The following is a 21,340-nucleotide window of genomic DNA, read 5'->3' on the forward strand; positions in this document are numbered from 1 at the left end:
GAAGCAGATCTCTTTAATTTTCTTATACTATTACTTTTCCAGTCATTTCCTCGTAATCTCTATTCATAATTCCCCACGATTTTTCAATATCTTCATCTAATCCAAATAAACCACTACGACCTATAATATAAATATCAGGATCAGCTGCATCAATTCGCTTAAAAGATTTTCGATTAGATGAGCCATCCATTTCAATAACATATTGATATCCATTTTCTTCTCGTAATTCTCTCAAAGAAACAATTTTATCTAGCGTGCTGTCAATCAAACGTTGTCCAGCAAAACCGGGATCAACTGTCATAATCGTAATTTTATCGACTAATTCAATATAAGGAAAAATTGTTTCAATAGGAGTTTCAGGGTTTAATACTACTCCTGCTTTTAATCCCGCATTTTGTATTTGATCAATCAATCGAAATGCCAAACCATCCAGTACTTCTGCATGCATACAGATCAATTCACACTTCATATCCACCAGTTGTTGAACCCAGAAACTTGGATCTGTAACCATAAGATGAACAGACATAGGCAAGTCACTAATTTTGCGTACTTCTTCGATAAACCATGGTGACAATGTAATGTTAGGCACTTAATGTCCATCCATAATATCAATATGATAAGAGTCTACATGATGATTTAAAGGTTTTGGCGAAGACAACAATAGTTCTTCCATGATGCGTTTACGTCTCTCGTTAGTAGAAAATTGATTTTCCTTGTACTTCTTGCTGCTTTTTTGATAGTTGATAAACTTTTCGTGATCTAGTTTATATCCTCTTCCTTTTTCAGATAGAATTAAAGGACCTTCCACATATTCATCGTTAATTTTTTTAATCAAACGATAGACTGTTTTTTTAGAAACAGTTAATATTTCTGTCAAATCTTCTGAAGTAACGTAATCCTGATTTTTAGAAAGAAACAGTAACAGCTTTTGTTCACGACTATTGATTGAACTCAAAGCCACCCCTCCTTGTTATATTTATAGTAACCCAGTTCAAAGAAAACGCTTCCCTGACAAATGACCGTTGCAATGGTCATTTTATTAATGCGCCTAAAAGGTCTAATTTAGTAAAAATAACTCGTCTTAAAGAAAAATCATTTGCCACTTCTTTTGATTTCATTTAATTGATGGTAATTTTAATATCAAAATCAAAAGACGACGGCTTTAACACCGTCAGAAGATTGGGTTAAAGCCGTCATATAATTAGTTTACTTAATTTTTAAAAATTGTTTGTGAAATGCAGTTAAAATAAACAAGCTTTTTCATAATTCGTGAAAAATAGGCGACATTTTATCAAAAGTACAAAACTGAATATAGCCAATATCTTTTAATATTTTTTTAGCTTCTTTAATGTTATAACCTAGATGTTCTGGTTTATGACTATCACTTCCAATTGTAATAATTTTACCGCCAAGTTCGTGATACAGTTTTAGGATTTCTATGGAAGGTGTCAGTCCGTTGATTTCATAACGACTAGAGGATGTATTTACTTCTATTCCTTTATTGTTTGCTATGACTACTTTTAATATTTCTTTTATTTTATCTTTATTGTACTCAAACCTATCGACTTCTTTATCTAGATAACGTCTTACTAAGTCCATATGCGCCAACACACTATAATTTTTATAAGTAGTGACCAACTGATACATTTCATCGTAGTATCTATCATAACTTTCTTTATGAGTGTGTCCTTTTTGAAACTCCCCTGTCCAAAATTCTTTGTCTTCAATTTGATGTACCGATAATAAAATGAAATCAAAATCTTGGGACTGGTAAAGTTCTTCAAATTTAGGGATCGTATGGACCTGCATACCAAACTCCAATCCTTTTTTTATGTTTATCTCTTTTTCATATTTCTTAGCAAGTTTATCTAGCTCTGCAAAATATAAATCATAATGAACATTTTTAACCTCTTTATTCTTACCTACTTGAAATTCTTCCCTTGGTTTCCAATCGGGTTTAACCCCATAATCAACATGATCTGTAAAACAAATTTCTTTTAATCCCAATTGAATAGCATCTTTTACAACATCCTCCATTAAATACCAAGAGTCGTCACTGTAATCACTATGCACATGATAGTCTGCATAAACCATCTAAAAACCTCCTTTAAATTCTCACTATTTTGTCTATTTCCTCTTTTTTCTATGTGATAGTTTTTCATCACTTTCGTATTTTATTTACTTAATAACCTAAAAATTCTAGCTGTATTTTCAATTATAATCGTATCATTCGGAAGATATTTTGTCACTTTAACACTTGTTTTATAATAGTTTATTCCCCTGACTTATCTCTCTACCTTTATCAGAATACTTTTACTCTCAGTATTTTATCTATATTATTACTCCTATTCAGTTGCCTTATCACACAAGAAAAAAAGAAGGTCTTAAGAAACAAACTTCTTAAGACCTTCTCCATGAAGTTTATTCGCTTACTGAGAACAATATAACGTATATAGTAAGTGGTATAGATACTATTTCTCATTTTTTTTGTAAACGTATTTATATATAAATTTCCATTCTTTTATTTACAAAAGGTGTGTAGAGTTCTAAACTAACGAATGTTAGAAGTAGAATACAAAACGAATGGATATGAAGTAAAATGGGCAAAAACAAAAAAAATAGAAATAAAGGCTGGATAAGAAAAATAGATTCTATCAGCTTGGAAGAAGTTAATAGTTCAGTAAAAGTTCCACTAGCAAATGCTTCTTTTTTAAGAAAGTTACTTGCTTTTATGGGACCTGGTGCATTAGTGGCTGTTGGGTATGTTGATCCAGGTAACTGGGCGACCTCTATAGAGGGTGGATCTGAATTTGGTTATACCTTATTGAGTGTCATCTTAATTGCTAGCTTAGTCGCAACCTTGATGCAAGAAATGGCTGCACGTTTAGGAATTGCCACAAGTATGGATTTAGCTCAAGCAACGAGTGCTTCTGTCGGAACAAAAACTTCTTTTTTCTTATGGATTTTAACCGAAGTTGCCATTATCGCTACCGATATTGCTGAAGTTATTGGTTCTGCTATCGCACTAAAACTATTATTTAACATTCCGATTCTTTTAGGTGTAACAATCACGACATTAGATGTACTCTTATTGCTTTTACTGCAGAAACGCAATTTTCGTATTATTGAAAGTATCGTCATAATCTTAATGGCAACAATATTTATCATTTTTGCATATGAAATTTTATTATCTAGCCCAAATGTCACCGATCTAGTTGAAGGTTATATACCAAGTTCAGAAATTATCACAAATCCTTCAATCCTATTTGTAGGTCTAGGAATTTTAGGAGCAACAGTTATGCCACACAATCTCTATCTGCATTCTTCAATCATTCAAACAAGAAGTTACGAACGTACAGAAAAAGGAAAAAAAGAAGCAGTAACATTTGCTCGAATTGATTCTATTTTTTCTTTGACTATTGCTTTTTTGATTAATTCGATGATCCTAATTTTAGGTGCGTCAGCTTTTTATGGCAATGGTCAAGTAGTGAGTGGAATAGAAGATGCCTACGCTTTACTTGCACCAACTATTGGTGCATCTATAGCGAGCACCTTGTTCGCCATTGCTTTATTAGCTTCTGGTCAAAATTCAACTATCACCGGAACACTAAGCGGTCAAATTGTCATGGAAGGCTTTATTCATTTAAGAGTTAAACCTTGGGTTCGCCGAATCATCACAAGATTACTAGCTGTGATTCCAGTATTTATTGTGACCATTATTGCCGGAGAAAACGGAACTACTGATCTTTTAATATTCAGTCAGGTTATTTTAAGTATGCAACTTCCCTTTGCACTCGTTCCTCTGGTGTTATTCACCAGCAATAAACAGAAAATGGGCAGTTTTGTAAACTCAACTTGGGTCAAACTAGTGGCTTGGACAGCTACAGTTGTCATTATTTGTTTAAATATATATCTAGTCATCTACACATTGACTAGCCATTAAAAGTTTTTTCGAGAGATCTCTCCCTTAGCGATTTGCTTTATCTATTCGTTAGATTTCGAATGAGTTATCTCCAATTCCAAATAAAATTTCTTCAGTTTTGTTTTCTCAAAACCTCTTTCACGACTATCAAATGTATGAGATACTAAAAAGCGTGACTGAAAACGGAGGGAACAACATGATTTATATAAAAGAAGCGATTTTACACATTTTTGATTTAAACAGCAATGAACCCATTTTTTCTTTTGCTGGATTAGATCTGACGGAGAAATTCACATTTGATTATCTGCATGCCATGATCGAAAAAGTAGAAGACTCAGATAATATGAAAACTGGGGTATTAGCCGAAAGCAACCCACTAAACCAAACAGTTTCGACTATTCAAACGGACTTTATTGAAACAACAAAGACCTTAACTGAAAAATTCTTTTCCATTACAAAACTGAATCCAGAAATACCGCCTGCTGATTTATTATTTGTCTATTTTACTTTGGATGAAGAACCTCATTTAGGACTGTTCAAATTAAATTATTCTGACAGTATCACTCATTATGTTTCATATGCAGAAGATACGCTAACGAATCAGTTGATTGTCAACCGTTCTATTTTGCCAAGCGCCCGCCAAGCGATTCAAGAAGGCATGGTGTTAAATTTAGGCAGTATGGAATACCACGTAATTGAGAAAAAACATATGATTGCTGAATTAGGAGAAAAAATTTATTATTTCACTGAACTCTTTTTAGAAGATAAACCTCAACCAAGTCTAAAGGAAAATATCTCTATCATTAAAAAAGCCGTTCAAAAAACAAGTAAAGCTTTCGATGACGAAGAATTCCAAGTATTGGCCGACACGAAAGATGCCCTTGTTCAAAGCATGACGGAAGAAAATGTTATCGATAATCAAGTCATCGCGGATACGCTTTATGGCGATAATCAAGTAAAAAAAGAAAAGTTTTTTGAAGAAATAAAAGAATTGGGTTATGTAGACCGCGCTCCTGCTGAAGTCGCTGTAGCTGGTCCCAAATATTCAAAACAAAAATTCCGTTTAGATAATGGAATCGAACTTAGTATTCCAATAGAGCTTTACAGAGATCCAGATGTGGTTGAATTTATTAATAACCCCGATGGAACGACTTCTGTTATGATCAAAAATATTGAAAAAATAAAAAACTTGTTTTAGTAGACACGCTGAATATTCTTTCAAGACGATTCATTGTCCTTTCACTACACAAATAGGCCCCCAAATGGTAATTTTTTGGGGCCTATTTCGTCTATCTAGAACTTAATTCTTAAGTCATTTCTTTCTAAACTTATTGGTTTACTTTACGGATAGCTTCTTCGACTGCTGTGTTACCAGCTAAAACTTCGAACTCTTGTTTAATCGTATTGTCATGGTGAAGTACAGAGATTAATGTTTGAGCTACATCTTGACGCGGAATCTCGTTAATCTCTTGACCCATACCTACTTTCACTTGATGAGTACCCGGTTTATCCACTAAGATTCCTGGATGAACAATCGTCCAATCTAATGTGGTCCGATTTTTTAACCACTCATCAGCGTAGTTTTTTGCGATTGTATAAACTTGTAACCCGTGTTCTTGAGACATAGCTTCAGCGATTTCTTCAATAGTAGAGTCCTCTTTAACAAAATCAGCGAAATGACGGGCTACTTTCCCATTTGCTTCTATAACGAATACTTTCATTAAAAAAACTCCTTTCAATATATGAATTTAGTATAGTCCATTCAAATAGAAAATGACTTCAAGTTGGACGAATGATGACTTATTGTGCATACTCAAATAGAAATTGGTTTTGAGGTGATCGAATAAAGACTCATTGCTTCTACTCAAATGGAAAACAACTTTGAGTTAGTCGAATGATGGCTTATTACGTCTACTCTCAAACGGATAACGATTTTGATTCGGCCTATCGCAGCTATTTTTCTCGTGATAAACTAGTTTTAAAACACACCCTAGTTATTTCTTGTTCATTTCATTATACTAAGCTAAACTAAATCTGACTAATACTTATAGATAATACTTACCTATACTTTCAAAAGCGGCAACTCTATTTTTTAAAACCATTCAAAATTCTCTCATTTCTTAACAACCGTTTGCTCACTAAGCTATTTAAGATTTTTTAATTCATTTTTTTTCATTACCTATTCTAAACTTTCATGAGTCTGACAGACTACGGCATAATGAATAAAAATTACTCCTAAGGATGGTTGTTAAGATGAAATTAAATCAAGAAGAAACCCTTAACCTACTCTATAATTTAATGCTCAATCCAGCAACTCGCGAATGGGAACGGACAGTAATATCATCGACCAAAAATGCTTTAGAAAACGGCAAAAATTTTGACGACCAGCTCTCAAAACTTGAAGCTGAGTTGCGTCCACTTGCCTTACGCAATAATTTAACGCCTGATGTGACCGATTTTTATAACAACATTACTGATAATGATCCTATTCATCCTTCATTTGATTTTGCAAAACATACCTTAGAAGATCCAGCTTATCAGGATTCTGCAATATTTGCAGGAGGGTGTTTCTGGTGTATGGTAGAACCATTTGAAACCCACAATGGGATTGTCTCAGTCTTATCTGGGTATACGGGTGGGCATATGGATCATCCCACTTACGATCAAGTAAGCGGCCAGTACACAGGTCATGTTGAAGCGGTTGAGATTATTTTTGATACAAGAATTATCCAGTATAAAGATTTAGTCGAACTTTATTGGCAGTTAACAGACCCAACTGATGCGTTTGGTCAATTTCAAGACCGGGGTAGTCAGTATCGTCCAATTATTTTTGTTCGTAATGAGCAGCAACGTCAAATTGCTGAAAAATCAAAACAACAGTTGATAGCATCTGGCAAATACAAACGCCCAATCGTGACAGCAATTGAGCCAACAAGCGTATTCTGGCCAGCTGAAAACTACCACCAACAGTTTTATAAAAAAAATCAAAAGAGATACAAAAGAATTGAGCGTTCTCGCCAACAACTGTTAATTTTCCAACGCCTACAAGATAACATTCAAAATAAATTTAGCTATTTGAAACGAAAACCTTAATGAGTTGATTTCGTTTCAAATTTCACAAAAATAGCTTACTATAAAAGAGACCCTTTTATAGTCTTATTACAGAAAGAGGAAACTATTGTGTTGGAAACCATTTTAAGTTTATACATTACGTTAATGTCCGTTATTTTTGCAGGTATTGCTAATATGGTATTTTGTAAATATCCCATAGCGCATCGCTTAATGATTCCAATGGATGCCGGTAAACGATTATCGGATGGTAAGCGATTATTTGGCCAAAATAAAACGTGGAAAGGCTTCATTGGCATGACCCTTTTTGGCGGACTATTTCAAGTTATCTGGGGGTTGATTCTAAAAATGCTTCCCTCTCTTGAACCATTGAATTTATTCTATGGTGTTTTTATCAATTCCATCCTAAACAATCTGTGGATTGGTCTTTTGTTAGGATTAGCCTATGCTCTTTTTGAATTGCCCAATAGTTTTATGAAACGACGGTTAGAAATTAAACCTGGAAAAACAGCAACTAATCAATGGAAATGGTTCTTTGTTTTTATTGACCAAGCTGATTCATTGCTAGGGTGTGCTTTAGTCGTAGCTCTGTTAATTCCCACCAGTTGGAGCCAATTTTTTGGTTTTATTCTTTTAGGTGCAGCTACTCATATTGTGATCAATCAGTTGTTGTATTTTTTTAAATTAAGAAAAAATCCATTCTAATCATTTTAGATGTACAAAGAGGTGTATAAATAATTTATTGGACTTTAATAGAAACGGCAGAAAACAATCCGCGCTATGGCGGCAAGTTAAATGCATTAATCAATTTGTCTCAGCTAGGCCTTCAAGTACCTAAAGGCTATTTCATTTCAGAAGACACGCTCACTTCCCTATGGATTCAAGCTATTCCAGAACTAATAGACTTAAACACGACCCTTAGCCCTAACTTGCCAAACTATGAAACGATTCTTAAGCGCCTGAACCAACTAAACTTCCCGATGGAATTACATACAGAAATAAGCGATTTTATGCTCCCTAATAAAACGTATATCGTACGAAGTAGTGGCATGATGGAAGATCAAGCGTCTACTTCTTTTGCTGGACAATATGACACAATTGCAAATTGTACGACAACTGACGAAATCATTGCGGCATTAAAACAGTGTGTCGCCTCTCTTTTTAAGCCAGCTGTTTTAACTTATTGGCAGACGCATCAATTGGATGTCCAAAATTTAAGAATGTCTGTCATTATTCAAGAACAAGTTTCAGCAGTAGCTAGTGGTGTTGCATTCACCATCAATCCGTTGACAAATAACGATCGCCAATTAACACTCGAAGTGGTAGAAGGCGCGGGAGAACAGCTCGTTAGTGGATTAGTTACCCCTGAACAATTGACGATTGACTGGTTTTCAACGCTTGAATCAACTACCCACTCACAAATTTTAACTGCTCATCAGTTGACGTTGCTTCAAGAGCAATTGCTTTTGATTGCAACCTTTTATGGTTATCCTGTCGATGTAGAATTTTGCTTCAGCAAAGATTCCTTATTTTTCTTGCAAGCTCGCCCGATCACAACCATCCGTCGAAAAATCAATAAAGGCAATTGGACCACTACGAATTTTCGTGATGGCGGTGTCGCTGCTCAGCCTTGTCCAGGATTGATGTGGAGTTTATACCGTGAATCATGGCAGACCACGTTAGAAAAATTTCTGATTCAAAATAAGTTATACGATTCAATGAACATCAAGCAACTATCCATCAATCGTTTTGCAAGACCTTATTGGAATATTGGTATTGTCAAAGAAGCCATGTCACGAATACCTGGCTATATTGAACGCGAATTTGATGACGAGCTTGGCGTGTATAAAAATTATCAAGGAGATGGCTATAAAAGCAAACTGACAGTTAAGACGATTAGCCATTTACTAACTGTGGCGACTCGCATCACTAAAACGACTCAGCAACAGCGTCAAACGGCAGCACAGCAACATACGCAGCTATTAAAACTATATAACTCAATCGATAAAAAAATCCAAGCGCTATCTTCCACAACAAATCAGCAAGATATTGAAGATTTATGGGAAAGCATCATTAATGATGCTTATTTGCAAAGTGAACAGACTTATTTCTGGCAAGTCTATGTCAACACGGTACAGCTTTCCATGAAAAAAACGGCCTTATTGAAAAAACTGCCCTTAGCTGTCTTTTTCCAACTCATTTCACGACTTGGCGAAGTCTCACATGTCCAACCGTTGCGTGAATTGTATGAAATCGTTGAGGCCATCATTGCAAACGACAAGTTTAAGCAGGAATGGATGACGAACAGTTCAGTAGAAATCAATACGTTGCTAACCAAACAGCCCCATCGTTTAGATGCGCAACGAATTAAATCTTTTCAAGCAATATTTGGCTATCATTCAAATCGTGAATTGAATTTATTGGTACCAAGTTATAGCGAAGACCAACAGCTCGTTGTTGATTTGCTAAAAGATTATGTAGATCATCCGGAGAAAATCGATGTAGCTCAAGGTTCTTTCTCACAAACGCTGACAGATGAACAACTAGAGAAACTGATAGAACCTTATATCTCTAAATGGCAACGTGCTAAAGTCCTAAAGGATATCAAAATGCTCCGTGAATTATTGTGGTGGCGTGAAGAGTTTAAAGATATATCGACTCGTTTTTATCACTTAATCCGCCAAATTACTTTGAAGTTAGGTGAACGATATTCCAAACTAGGGTATGTGCTTAAAACGGAAGACCTCTTTTATCTTGAGAAAGAAACAATCCGTTCTTTTATCACTAACCAACTGTCTCAAGAAAGTCTTCAGAAAGCTGTGCAGGACAATCGGATCTATTGCCAAGCTTATCGCCATTTTGTTCCTCCAGGAGATTTAATGGAAACAACTGTTTCTCCAGAGATGGAACATCTTTTGGCAAATAAGCAATCCAGTTTAACTGGAATCGGTGCAAATGACGGTATTGTTTCTGGAAAAGTAAGAATCTTGCTAGATCCCAAAGACATCCATCAGTTACAAGCGGACGAAATCTTGGTGACTCGTTTTACCGATACAGGATGGAGTCACGCTTTTGGCTCTATTAAAGGGCTGATAACCGAAACGGGCGGCGTTTTATGCCATGCCTCAATTGTTGCCAGAGAATTTGGCATGCCAACAATCGTTTGTGCAACACAAGCTACCGAAAAGTTAAGAACAGGCATGACAGTTACAATGAATGGAACAACGGGCGACATTACAATTCATAAAGGTGGGTGCTAAAGATGTTTATTGGAGAATATGGGAAGTTCGTTTATTTAACTTATTTTGGGACAGCCCTGTCGTTAGTAGCGATGCATTTCATCATTCAAGGTGAGATGATTTGGGCGATAAGCTGCTTTATTGTGAGCGGGCTCTGTGATTTATTTGATGGCATGGTTGCGCGTTCCTTTGATAGAACAAAAGCCCAAGAACAATTTGGCATAGAGATTGATACTTTATGCGACATGATCAGCTTTGCGGCATTGCCTGCCATTTTATTGATTGTACAAGGGCAATTCCCTTTGGTTAATCTTTTTTTAGCTATTATTTATGTTATCGCTGCTGTTACAAGACTGGCTTACTTTAATCGTGAAACGAAAAAAAAGGTGTCAGACAGAGCAACTTATTTTAGAGGCGTTCCAGTTACTTATGGTGCACTTGTTTTCCCAGTCGGTTATTTGGTCAGTGAATGGTTAAAAAGTGGGAGTTTTCAATACGTTCTTTTGCTGCTTGCTCCTCTGATGGCTTTTCTATTCATCTGGGATGTTAAGATTCCTAAACCCAATCGAGTGATGTACCTCTTTTTCCTAGGATTGGCACTTGTAACATTAATTGGCTTATGGAGATTGTAACATGACAAAAATCTATCAACGTGAAAACAAATCAATCATTGAACCTAAGGAATATCAAGCAGCATGGTTAAAACGATTGTATCAAACAAAGTGGGGCAACGTTTTGCTTTACATGGTTACTTCTCCATTATTTTCAATCGTGTGGACAGCTGTTGACCACACGCGACTTTCTAAAAATAAAATTGCGTTGTTTGTCAAAGAATATGGCATCAACTTAAGCGATTACGAATCCGAAAACTACCAGTCTTTTGCAGCTTTCTTTACCCGCAAATTAAAAGCGGCTAACATTCACGTAAGTCCGTCTAATCGCGTTTGCGCTGTTGCGCAAGCGAAACTATTAACTGTTCCTATTCAGAATGATCAGACCTTTACCATTAAAGGACAGAACTATCGTTTAGCGGATATTCTCCAAGACCGGTCTTCAGCTGATTATTATGAAGGTGGAACATTATTTATTTATCGATTAGCGGTTGATGATTATCATCGTTATCTAGCCAGTGAAACAGGCACGGTCATTCATCAACGGAAAATTCGTGGGAAATTGCATACGATTAGAGAAATCGCTCAACAAAACTTTCAAGTATTCAAAGAAAATAAACGAGCATATTGTCTCATTGAAACAAAGAAACTAGGGACGATTATGCAGATGGAAGTCGGAGCCCTTTTGGTCGGTAAGATTTACAATCAACCGTTCGATCTTTATCAGCGGGGAGAAGAAAAAGGCTGGTTTAGTCTAGGCGGTTCAACCATACTGGTGGCCTATCCAAAAGGCACCGTAACGGTCGATCAAGACATTGATTATTATTCTAGTCTAAACATAGAAACACAAGTCACTATAGGGGAAGGAATTGGTCTAAAAATATGCTAAAAAGATTATTAATTTACTATAAAGAAATGTACCCACTGATTCCGCGATTCCTATTAGCCATCCTCTACTTTTTTGAAATTTATTTTATTTTGCTGCTCAACGTAGGAAAATCAGCTTTTTCAATAGGTCTACAAGAATGGATCGGTGTTTTGACAATCTTTACTTTTCTGATGGCACTCAGAATCGCAGATGATTTTAAAGATTACGAACACGATCAGCGCTTATTTTCAGACCGGGCATTGCCTTCTGGAAGAGTTAAGAAACGTGACTTAGCAATTGCTTTAGCCGTCATGGTCACCATTACGGTTGTATTAAATGTCATCTTTATGAATAACATTTGGTGGTTTCTCTTTTTATTCACCTATGGCACACTGATGTCGCTTTGGTTTTTCAGTAAAGTCAAGATTCAAAAATCATTGCCTTTAGCATTGATTACCCACAATCCAGTCATGATGATCATGAATTTCTACATCATCACATTCGTTTGCTACAAATATCAACTGCCACTACTGTCGTTGCCGACTGTCCTGTTGGCTTTCACAATGTATTTCCCAAGCTTGATATGGGAAATCAGCCGTAAAATAAGAGCACCCAAAGACGAGACAGAATATGTGACGTATTCCAAGTTGTTCACCTATCAAAAAGCAACCCGTTTTGTTCAAGTACTGACGATTATTGATATTTTAACAAATTTTATTCTTTTATGGAGTATTTCAAAAATCGGAGTCGTTGTATTATTGGCAAATGTCATCTGGATGACGATTCAATTTCAACAATTTATTCATGATCCGACACGTTTCAACATCAAAAATCGTGTGGAAAGGTACACTTATATTACGGAAACAACGATGGTTCTTTCGGTTGCAGCACATCTATTGTTACAGGGGTTTAGCCGATGAAAAAACTCACTCACTTAAGTCGTCATTCAGTAGGTTCCAAAGCTTATCATTTACATCTCATGAAAAAGCAGGGTCTCGTTGTTCCTCCTTTTTCAGTTTTTTCGTTTGATCTATTTGATCAATCAGCTATCCATACCTTTTTGAAAGAACAGCATGAATCCTTCAATGGTGGTAAATATACATTAGTCAAATTGAGTCAACAATTGCAACAGGAATTTAAGGAGAAATTTTTGCAAGAAGATTTTACAGCTATCCATGAATTTAGCAGACGCGCATCTGGCAATCATACCTACTCCGTACGTTCTTCCGCAAATGTGGAAGATGAGGCTTCTGCCTCATTTGCTGGTCAGTTTTCTACTCGTTTGTTTGTTGAGGCAGAGGAATTAATTAAGGCTATTGAAGAAACCCTTTTGTCATTGTATCAGCCATCTGCATTGAGTTATTATTTTGAGAATGACATCTCATTGGAAACTGTTAAATTACATGTCATTCTGCAAGATATGGTTGCCGGCAATTTATCCGGGGTCTATTTCACCGCAAATCCTCAAGGGTTATTGAACGAACACTTAATTGTTGTCGGCAAAGGCGTTGGTAGCGGTATTGTGGAAGATAAAGTCGCTACAACCATGGTAACAATCCATCCGGATAATCAATTATCTTATTTCGAAACCTCTGAGGATTCTCCAATTTTAACTGCGAAAGAACAAACCGATTTAGAAGACATGGCGAAAAATGTAACGGAAATCTTTGGCCAAAAAATGGATATCGAATTTACTTTTTTGAATGACCAACTGTACGTTTTACAGGCACGACCTATTACAAAATTGCCTGCAGAACCGGTCATCATTTTAGATAATAGCAATATTGTGGAGAGTTACCCCGGAACAACGACTCCTTTGACTTTTAGTTTTATTCAAGAAGCCTACGGGAGTATTTTTAGAGGTCTGGCCAAACGCATGCTGAAAAATGATACACAGACACTTCAATCATTTGAGCCTACTTTTCAAAATATGATTGCTCAAGTCAATAGCCGGATCTATTATCAAATCAATAATTGGTACCAACTACTGCAGCTGTTACCCTTTTCTAAACAGATTATCCCGATTTGGCAAGATATGCTAGGTGTTCAAGTAACCGAAATCTCTGCACCGAAAGTCAAAATTAACCGCTTAACGCGTTTAAAAATCATGGGGCGCATTATCAAAAGTTTCATACAAGCTCCTCAGTCAATGAAACAACTCGATTCAGATTTTGAAAAAATCTATGCCAAATTTAATCAAACGTACACGCGTGAAGCATCATTTGAAGAACTCTATCACTTATTTGAGCAAATCAAACAAGAAGTATTAGAACAATGGGATATCACTTTGATTAATGATCTCTATGCATTTGTTTATACTGGATTATTAAAAAAGGTCTGCTCACCTGAAGAAGTCCAAGCAGAAATAGCTGGAATCGAACAAATTGAAAGTATGAAGCCCGTGTATGCACTGAACAAAATTATTCATGCCATTCAAGAAGAGCAAAATAGTGACTATCGAAAAATAATTAAAAGCATTTCTTCGGAACTTGTCGCTGATTTTATTGAGACAGATTTGCATCCAATCACACAAGATATCCGACGTTTCATTCAACAATTTGGCGACCGAGCTCCAGAAGAATTAGAATTAGAAACAGCAACCTTTCGCAGTCATCCTTCTTCACTAATTCAACTGTTCCAACAGCAATTGGAATTGCCGCAAACAGCTATACGTACCGAATCTAAAGCAACGTCAGCAAACAAATCAAGGAATTCCTTGGTAAACGGTCTGAAGAAACGAGCTATGACCGGAATCAAATACAGAGAAAGTTCTCGACTGAATCGCACGCGCATTTATGGAATGATGCGCCTCATTTTTATCACCATGGGAGAACGTTTGGTAGAAGAAAAACACCTTAATCAATCAGAGGATATATTTTATTTAACGATGACGGAATTGTTTGAGCTGGCTAGCCATAAAGACCTTTCAGATAAGCAAATAGAGCTAACCAAGCGAAAACATAAACGTACCGTAGATCAGCAATTGCCTGCATTCAGCCGGTTGATTTATGCTGGAAGTATTTTTGAAAAGCATCCGCAAACAATCAATCAGCAACAGATTGCTCCAACCAATCAACAAGACTTCCAAGGCATTGGTTGTTCAAAAGGTGTGGTTCGAGGCCAAGTTTTAGTTGTCGAAGATGTTCAAGCCGTTAACTTTCAGCAATCCCATGATAAAATTATCGTCACAAAAATGACGGATCCGGGATGGGTATATTTATTGACTCAAGCAAAAGGTATCATCGCAGAAAAAGGTTCACTTCTATCTCATACAGCTATTATTTCCCGCGAATTAGGTATTCCTTCTGTCGTCAACGTCAAACAAGCCACGCAACAGCTGAAAACGGGCGAATGGGTTGAACTAAATGGCCAAACAGGCTTGATCAAACGTTTGGAGGCTGACAATAATGGCTCATAATTCTTTAGAAATCATCTCAGTAGTTTCTGGTGAAAAATCAGAAGCCGATTTCCTGCAGTTCCCACAACACATTTATAATAAAGAGGATCGAATGCAATCGGTCTCAGAGGAACAAGCACAAATCAGCGGACAATATCCATTGAGTCCAACTTATACGTTCCAAGCATTTAACGGTTACCAAGATGGCAAAGTGGTGATTCGTGGAGCTTTGATTAAGCCGCACCACATAGATGACTACTACTTGGGGTATTTTGAAGCGCTAGATGATGTGACTATCATGATTCAGTTTATCCAAACATTGAGTGACAAAGTACGAAACGAAAATGGCCAGCACATCGTTGGTCCTGTTCAAGGAAGTTTCTGGCTAGGCTATCGAATGAAAGTTAACGGATTCGAACGAACGCCTTTTACAAGTGAACCACATAATCCCTGGTATTATCCGAAATTGTGGCAAGCAGCCGGTTTCAAAGAGATTGAACACTACACATCGAATTTTTATCGTTCAATTCCACCTCAATATGAATCAAAAAAATTAGCCAAACGTTACCAATCATTTGTGGAAAAAGGTTATAGTTTTGTTTCTCCTAAACCAGAAGATTGGCCAACCGTTTCGCTTGAAGTCTTTGAACTTTTAAGAGTACTCTACAAAGACTTTCCATTGTATCAAGAGGTTACAGCTGAACAGTTTAGTCAAATTTTTGCCGATTTAAAACAAGTAATCGATTTTTCTATGGTGAAGTTGGCCTACAAAGATCATCAGCTTGTTGGCTTTTTAATTACTTTGCCGGATTATGGCAATTTGATTTATCAAAAAATGAATCTGCTAAATCTAGCGAAAATTATTTATAAAAAATGGCGTGCTAAACGTTATATCATTCTGTATTTAGGTGTAGACTCTAAGCATCTGGGTTTGGGATTGGCGATGTCCTATCCGGTTTTCAAACAGGTAAAACAACGCAAAGCAGAAGTAGTTGCTGCATTGATCCATGAAAATACGGTAACAAACCGATATGTGACAGAGATGCAGGAAGATTCTCATGCTTACAGCTTATGGATGCTGGAATTGGACTAACTAAATCCGGGCGGAAATTTAGAAGAATCAAACGATTTTACCAATCATCTGATGTGTTTTACTGCATAAAAAGACCCCAAAAGTTTATATCTTTTTGGGGTCTTTTGTTTATTTAGTTTAAATTACGGATAGCTTCTTCAACAGCTGTATCACCAGCTAGAACTTCAAATTCTTGTTTAATCGTGTTGTCATTATGAAGCACAGAAATCAACGTTTGAGCTACATCTTGACGCGGAATCTCATTAATGTCTTGACCCATACCAACTTTTATTTGATTGGTACCCGGTTCATCAACTAATATACCAGGATGCACAATCGTCCAATCTAAATCTGTACGATTTTTTAACCATTCATCCGCATAATTTTTAGCGATGGTGTAAATTTGTAAATCCTGTTCTTGAGACATTGCTTCACGCCCTGTACGGAAGGTACTGACCATAACAAAACGCTTAACACCTGCTTGTTCAGCAGCAGTCATTGCTTTAACGGCTCCATCTAAGTCGATCAAAATAGTTTTGTCCAAGCCACTTCCACCAGCTCCAGCACTGAAGATAACTGCATCGACATTTTTCATAGCTTCTGCTAATTCATCTACTGAATTTTTAACAAGATCTAAAAGAACTGTTTCAATCCCTCGTTCTTCGAAGAAACTCACTTGTTCAGCCTTACGAATCATTGCTACTTCTTCAATAGCAGAATCCTCTTTAGCAAAATCAGCAAAATGACGAGCTACTTTCCCATTGGCACCTACAACTAACACTTTCATTAAAAAACTCCTCTCAATAAATGTATCGAATGACCTTCAGTATAACGCACATTACTTACTTTTTGTTGTATTGCGAACTAAACACAGGCATAACCTGATCGTCACCATAAGTTTCGATAAGCGGCAACTCATTTAACGTAGTCATATCCTCTTCAGAGATTGTAAAGTCAATATCGGCATTTGATTTCATATGATTCTTATTCGTCGTTTTAGGTAAAGCAACTGTGCCTAATTGCAAGACATAGCGAATACTTAATTGAGCAGGTGAAGCCTGATACTTTTCAGCCATCTCTGTAACAACTGGATGATCAAGAATAGCTCCGTGAGCAATTGGTGAGTATGCTTCGACAATGATGTCTTGACTTTGACAATACTCAATGACGTCGGTTGGGACATTTGTAATGTGTGCAAGAACTTGGTTGACCATTGGTTTGACTTTTCCGTTAGTGATTAAGTTTTCCAAGTCTACTTGCTCGAAATTAGACACACCGATTGCACGTAATTTGCCTGCTTCATAAGCTTCTTCTAAGGCACGCCATGCTTCTAAATTCCCTTCGAAGTAATGATTGCCATCACGGAAATTTGCCCAAGGCTGCGGACTATGAATAATCATTAAGTCGATATAATCCACATTTAAACGTTCGAGTGATTTCTCGATTGCTTTGACCGCTTCCTCATAATTTTTGATGTCACCTTCGAGTTTCGTAGTGACAAAAATATCTTCACGGTTCACACCTGACTCTTTAAGACCACGACCTACGCCTTCTTCGTTAAGATAAGCTTCAGCTGTATCAATATGACGGTAACCTGAATCAAGCGCATCTTTTACAACTTGAACAACTGCTTCATTATCTATCATCCAAGTTCCTAAACCTAATTTAGGGATTTTAACTCCATTTATTAATGTATACGTTTCGTTTACTACCATTTCCAATTCCTTCTTTCTAGCTCTTTTTTATTTTTCAGCAAATTAATGAAAGTCGATTTCTTTAGTGATTTTCGCAGGTGTACCCGCAACAATCACATTGTCTGGTACATCTTTAGTGACTGTAGCATCTGCTGCAACAATAGCATTTTTACCAATCGTTACGCCAGCCAGAACGGTTGCATTTGCTCCAATCCAAGCATTTTCTTTAATTCGAATTGAATCTACGAATATCCCTCTTCTTTTTGCAGGATCCACCAAATGATTCACTGTAAGCAAACGCGCGCCAGGTCCGATCAAGACGTTATTTTCAAGATAAATACCACCTAAATCAACAAATGTAACATTTTGATTGATAAAAATATCTTTCCCAAATGAAATGTGTTTTCCAAAGTCTGTGTAAAAAGGCAACGAAACCGTAATCGAAGAATCAATCGATTGACCCGTAATTTTTTCAAGGGACGTGCGCACCTCTGTGGGGGGATGGTAACCGGTATTCAATTCCATCACTAATCTTTCATTTTCGGCCTTCTGCTCATGTATTTCTTCAAAATAAGAAGATTCTTTCACTATCTCTTTCCTAATAATTCGATTTAATAAGTCTTTCATAGCTCTTCACCACCTATTCCTTTATTTCTTGTTAAACCCATCATACTAGGATAAACTGAATCTGACTAATACTTATACAACATACTCATCTATGCTTTTCACCTATACCAAGGAGGGATACCTATTGGATTTTCGTGTATTGAATTATTTTTTGACTGTGGCTCAAGAAAAAACAATCAGTAAAGCAGCAGAATCTCTACATCTGTCTCAACCTACCTTATCTAAACAACTAAAAGAACTAGAAGAAGAGTTAGGCGTTCAATTGTTTACTCGCGGCAATAGAGAAATCACCTTAACTGAAGATGGACACTATTTGGTAAACCGTGGTAAAGAGATCCTTTCTTTAGTCGACACAACAATGTCCAACCTAACGAGTAACGAAACAGTCAGTGGAGAAATCGTCATTGGCGGTGGCGAAACCAAAGCGATGCAATTTATAGCTGAGAGTGTCCGCAATTATAATGAAAAGTATCCTGACGTAACTATCCATTTATATAGTGGCAATGCGGATGATGTTTCTGAGAAACTGGACAAGGGCATCTTAGATTTCGGGATTGTCATCGATCCAGTAGAAAAGAAAAAATACGATTACTTAAGACTGCCGAGAACCGATCATTGGGGTATTTTATTCCACAATGATCACCCCTATGCAAAAAAGGAAGCCATCTCACCTGATGATTTACAGTTTTTATCACTCTTTGTTTCAAGCCAATCCTTAGTCGAGAATCAAGTTGGTGACTGGATGGGAAGAAATCTTGAGAGTCAACAAATCATCGGTACCTATAATCTTTTGTACAATGCTTCTATTATGGTAAACGAAGGCATAGGTTGTGCATTATGTATTGATGGAATCATAAATACGCAAGGAACGAATCTAACATTTGTTCCTTTAAGACCCAATTTAGAGGCTAACTTAAATATGATATGGAAAAAGAATGGCATTCATTCAAAAGCAGCAACTGTATTCTTAAAAACGATTCAAACTTCCATCCATTCGTAGCAGCTTTCCAATACTGTGTAAGTCAATCTATTACCCATTCCTAATTAGAAAGGACCTACTCAAAAATGGAAATCAAAAATACGCTTACTATTACGGAAAGACAAGACTTAAGGAATTGGCTTGAGATACACTCATCTACAGAAAACTTTTGTTGGGTCGTCATCAATAAGACTGAAACTTCAGAAGCTGTTCAGTATCTAGACATCGTGGAGGAAGCTTTATGTTTTGGTTGGATTGATGGTATCAAGAAAAAAATCTCTGAGACTGAATCAGCTCAAAGACTTTCTCCAAGAAGAAAAAGAAGCAATTGGACGGAGTTAAATAAAGAACGGATCAGAAGATTAAAGAAATTGGGTTTAATGACAGAAGCAGGCTTGAAAGTTCTTCCAGATATGCGTCCTGAATCATTCATAATTGATCATGAGATCGAAACTCGTTTAAAAGAGGATAACCAAGTTTATCAGAATTTCCTTAGCTTCCCTGAACTCTATAGAAGAATCAGAATAGACAATATACAAAGCTATAAAAATGACCAAGAGCTTTTTAATAGACGATTAACTAAATTTATTGAAAATACCAGAGCAAATAAAGTGTATGGCCAGTGGAATGACAACGGCCGCTTGCTCAATTATTGAGACATGGAAAAGATGATTGGCTTTTTCTACCTAATTAAGTCGTGGTGATTTGATTGAATAAGCCAATTGTTATGCTGTATCGGATGTCAACAAACTTACACATTGTTACAAGGATCACCTTAAAAACTTCTGCTTTCCTGCCCGAAGAAACTAAAACATTTACTTTAATGTCGAGTAATCACAACCCTCAAATGAAATAGATAATAGTGCGTGAGTAACTATAAACTCAACGGTCTTTTGATAAGATTGCTTGGCTTCTTCTGTCGAAAAATCAAATTGGTATTCATGAGGTATTTGTTTAGCATTTTCAGTATGGAACAGACTTTGAACTGGAACTTTTAGTTCTATTAATCGTTCTACTAAAGTAATCCCTTGTTCTGGGAAGGTAAAAGTATTGCCATCAGTAACATACGTAGGTGGAAAGTCTTTTGTAATATGGTTGGCTATACTGGCTTCCTGTAATTCTTTACTATTATGCCAATTTTTTGTCCCAATCAATGACCATGCTACTGTCCGAATAAAAAAATTCATAAAGCGATTGTCAGACGGTTGGTTTATTTGCTGCTTTAAATCCACTGGACCACAATAAGATAAAGCCCCTTTCAAGTTCTCTTTAGGAATAACTTGTTCAAAATTCATTTGCCGAGCATAGTCGTTATTTGTTTGAAGAGCTGCATATTGTAATGCAATCTGTGCACCAGCACTATCTCCGCCCAAAAACACTTGAGTCATGTCTAACATTTTATAAGCTTTCGTATTGTTTTGTATATGGCGTACCATTTCATTCAATTGAAGTAATTGACTAGGATATTGTGAATCTGGTGCTAATCCATAATTTATTGAAACTATAGCAATACCAGTATCTGCGACTAAACGTGTAGCAAATTCTCGGACATCAAGCTTATCCCCACCTACATATCCACCACCATGAACCCAAAATAAAACGGGTACAAGGGCTTCAATTTTATTGGGGAAATAAAAGTCATATGTATTATTTTTTAAAGCAGATTCATAAGTAAGGTCCAATTCAACGGTCACTTTCTCTTTCGCCAATTTATATGTAGCTGGTTCCGTGATTGTTTCAGGATGATCAAATAATTTATTTATCAATTTAGCTCCTAGTCTAGGCGATAGTTGAAGTGTCATAATCACATCTAACGTAAAATCTGTCAAAATTCTTACTATCACTTTGATTAATTTCATTTT

General features: G+C 36.4%; 18 protein-coding genes and 2 pseudogenes. 12 read left to right on the plus strand and 8 right to left on the minus strand.

Annotated elements, in window-relative coordinates; translation table 11 throughout:
- Positions 1-22: 22 nt before the first annotated feature.
- The 3 genes and pseudogenes from alsE to CAT7_RS03710 all read right to left on the minus strand — a co-directional run bounded on the left by alsE (position 23) and on the right by CAT7_RS03710 (position 2,094).
- Positions 23-661: pseudogene (alsE, locus tag CAT7_RS12370) on the minus strand (D-allulose 6-phosphate 3-epimerase).
- A pseudogene (locus CAT7_RS12375) lies at positions 635-955 on the minus strand (HTH domain-containing protein); the annotation flags it as partial. The pseudogenes CAT7_RS12375 and alsE, both read right to left, overlap by 27 nt.
- A gap of 305 nt (positions 956-1,260) precedes the next feature.
- Positions 1,261-2,094 (minus strand): histidinol-phosphatase HisJ family protein, encoded by an 834-nt coding sequence (locus CAT7_RS03710; protein ID WP_007722109.1) that lies wholly within the window; start codon positions 2,092-2,094, stop codon positions 1,261-1,263.
- Between the two features lie 505 nt (positions 2,095-2,599).
- Between CAT7_RS03710 and CAT7_RS03715 the strand changes: the two genes are divergently transcribed.
- Complete coding sequence (locus CAT7_RS03715; protein WP_007722110.1) at positions 2,600-3,943, plus strand: Nramp family divalent metal transporter; 1,344 nt, start codon at positions 2,600-2,602, stop codon at positions 3,941-3,943.
- 175 nt (positions 3,944-4,118) lie between these two features.
- Entirely contained in the window at positions 4,119-5,120 is a 1,002-nt protein-coding gene (locus CAT7_RS03720; protein WP_007722111.1) for a nucleoid-associated protein, read from the plus strand.
- Positions 5,121-5,250: 130 nt separating this feature from the next.
- On the opposite strand, the gene CAT7_RS03725 is transcribed toward CAT7_RS03720, so the two are convergent.
- A complete protein-coding gene (locus CAT7_RS03725; RefSeq protein ID WP_007722112.1) occupies positions 5,251-5,643 on the minus strand; it encodes an NAD(P)H-binding protein in 393 nt (130 codons plus the stop codon).
- Positions 5,644-6,175: 532 nt separating this feature from the next.
- Here CAT7_RS03725 and msrA point away from each other — a divergent pair.
- From msrA to CAT7_RS03765, 8 genes are all read left to right on the plus strand, one after another.
- Positions 6,176-7,015, plus strand: coding sequence for a peptide-methionine (S)-S-oxide reductase MsrA (gene msrA, locus CAT7_RS03730; protein ID WP_007722114.1), 840 nt, complete (start codon positions 6,176-6,178; stop codon positions 7,013-7,015).
- Positions 7,016-7,105: 90 nt separating this feature from the next.
- Positions 7,106-7,696, plus strand: coding sequence for a CDP-archaeol synthase (locus CAT7_RS03735; protein WP_035019371.1), 591 nt, complete (start codon positions 7,106-7,108; stop codon positions 7,694-7,696).
- Between the two features lie 47 nt (positions 7,697-7,743).
- Positions 7,744-10,251 carry a PEP/pyruvate-binding domain-containing protein gene (locus tag CAT7_RS03740; RefSeq protein ID WP_035019366.1) on the plus strand — a complete coding sequence of 836 codons (2,508 nt, stop codon included), beginning with the start codon at positions 7,744-7,746 and terminating at the stop codon, positions 10,249-10,251.
- Between the two features lie 2 nt (positions 10,252-10,253).
- Positions 10,254-10,862, plus strand: coding sequence for a CDP-alcohol phosphatidyltransferase family protein (locus CAT7_RS03745; RefSeq protein ID WP_007722118.1), 609 nt, complete (start codon positions 10,254-10,256; stop codon positions 10,860-10,862).
- Between the two features lies 1 nt (position 10,863).
- The gene (locus CAT7_RS03750) at positions 10,864-11,730 is read left to right on the plus strand and encodes a phosphatidylserine decarboxylase (protein ID WP_007722120.1); all 867 of its coding nucleotides are present in this window, start codon (positions 10,864-10,866) and stop codon (positions 11,728-11,730) included.
- A complete protein-coding gene (locus tag CAT7_RS03755; RefSeq protein ID WP_007722121.1) occupies positions 11,724-12,629 on the plus strand; it encodes a prenyltransferase in 906 nt (301 codons plus the stop codon). Before CAT7_RS03750 ends, CAT7_RS03755 begins: the two co-directional genes overlap by 7 nt.
- The gene (locus CAT7_RS03760) at positions 12,626-15,127 is read left to right on the plus strand and encodes a phosphoenolpyruvate synthase (RefSeq protein ID WP_007722122.1); all 2,502 of its coding nucleotides are present in this window, start codon (positions 12,626-12,628) and stop codon (positions 15,125-15,127) included. Before CAT7_RS03755 ends, CAT7_RS03760 begins: the two co-directional genes overlap by 4 nt.
- Positions 15,117-16,199 carry a hypothetical protein gene (locus CAT7_RS03765; RefSeq protein WP_007722123.1) on the plus strand — a complete coding sequence of 361 codons (1,083 nt, stop codon included), beginning with the start codon at positions 15,117-15,119 and terminating at the stop codon, positions 16,197-16,199. The genes CAT7_RS03760 and CAT7_RS03765 overlap by 11 nt, the downstream gene beginning before the upstream one ends.
- 112 nt (positions 16,200-16,311) lie before the next feature.
- Here CAT7_RS03765 and CAT7_RS03770 read toward each other — a convergent pair whose 3' ends face one another.
- From CAT7_RS03770 to CAT7_RS03780, 3 genes are read right to left on the minus strand one after another with little or no spacing between them, the layout of a single operon-like run.
- On the minus strand, positions 16,312-16,965 hold the full coding sequence (locus CAT7_RS03770) for an SDR family oxidoreductase (RefSeq protein ID WP_007722124.1): 654 nt from the start codon (positions 16,963-16,965) through the stop codon (positions 16,312-16,314).
- A gap of 55 nt (positions 16,966-17,020) precedes the next feature.
- Positions 17,021-17,893 (minus strand): aldo/keto reductase, encoded by an 873-nt coding sequence (locus CAT7_RS03775; protein ID WP_007722126.1) that lies wholly within the window; start codon positions 17,891-17,893, stop codon positions 17,021-17,023.
- Between the two features lie 42 nt (positions 17,894-17,935).
- On the minus strand, positions 17,936-18,499 hold the full coding sequence (locus CAT7_RS03780) for a DapH/DapD/GlmU-related protein (RefSeq protein WP_007722128.1): 564 nt from the start codon (positions 18,497-18,499) through the stop codon (positions 17,936-17,938).
- A gap of 124 nt (positions 18,500-18,623) precedes the next feature.
- Here CAT7_RS03780 and CAT7_RS03785 point away from each other — a divergent pair, with 124 nt between their 5' ends.
- Together CAT7_RS03785 and CAT7_RS03790 are read left to right on the plus strand one after the other, a co-directional pair.
- Positions 18,624-19,499 carry a LysR family transcriptional regulator gene (locus CAT7_RS03785; protein ID WP_007722130.1) on the plus strand — a complete coding sequence of 292 codons (876 nt, stop codon included), beginning with the start codon at positions 18,624-18,626 and terminating at the stop codon, positions 19,497-19,499.
- A 65-nt stretch (positions 19,500-19,564) separates the two neighbouring features.
- Positions 19,565-20,134, plus strand: coding sequence for a YdeI/OmpD-associated family protein (locus tag CAT7_RS03790; protein WP_007722131.1), 570 nt, complete (start codon positions 19,565-19,567; stop codon positions 20,132-20,134).
- Positions 20,135-20,293: 159 nt separating this feature from the next.
- Here CAT7_RS03790 and CAT7_RS03795 read toward each other — a convergent pair whose 3' ends face one another.
- Positions 20,294-21,337 carry an alpha/beta hydrolase gene (locus CAT7_RS03795; protein WP_007722133.1) on the minus strand — a complete coding sequence of 348 codons (1,044 nt, stop codon included), beginning with the start codon at positions 21,335-21,337 and terminating at the stop codon, positions 20,294-20,296.
- Between the last annotated feature and the right edge of the window lie 3 nt (positions 21,338-21,340).

It is taken from the genome of Carnobacterium sp. AT7 (assembly GCF_000171855.1).
Classification (GTDB): domain Bacteria; phylum Bacillota; class Bacilli; order Lactobacillales; family Carnobacteriaceae; genus Carnobacterium_B; species Carnobacterium_B jeotgali.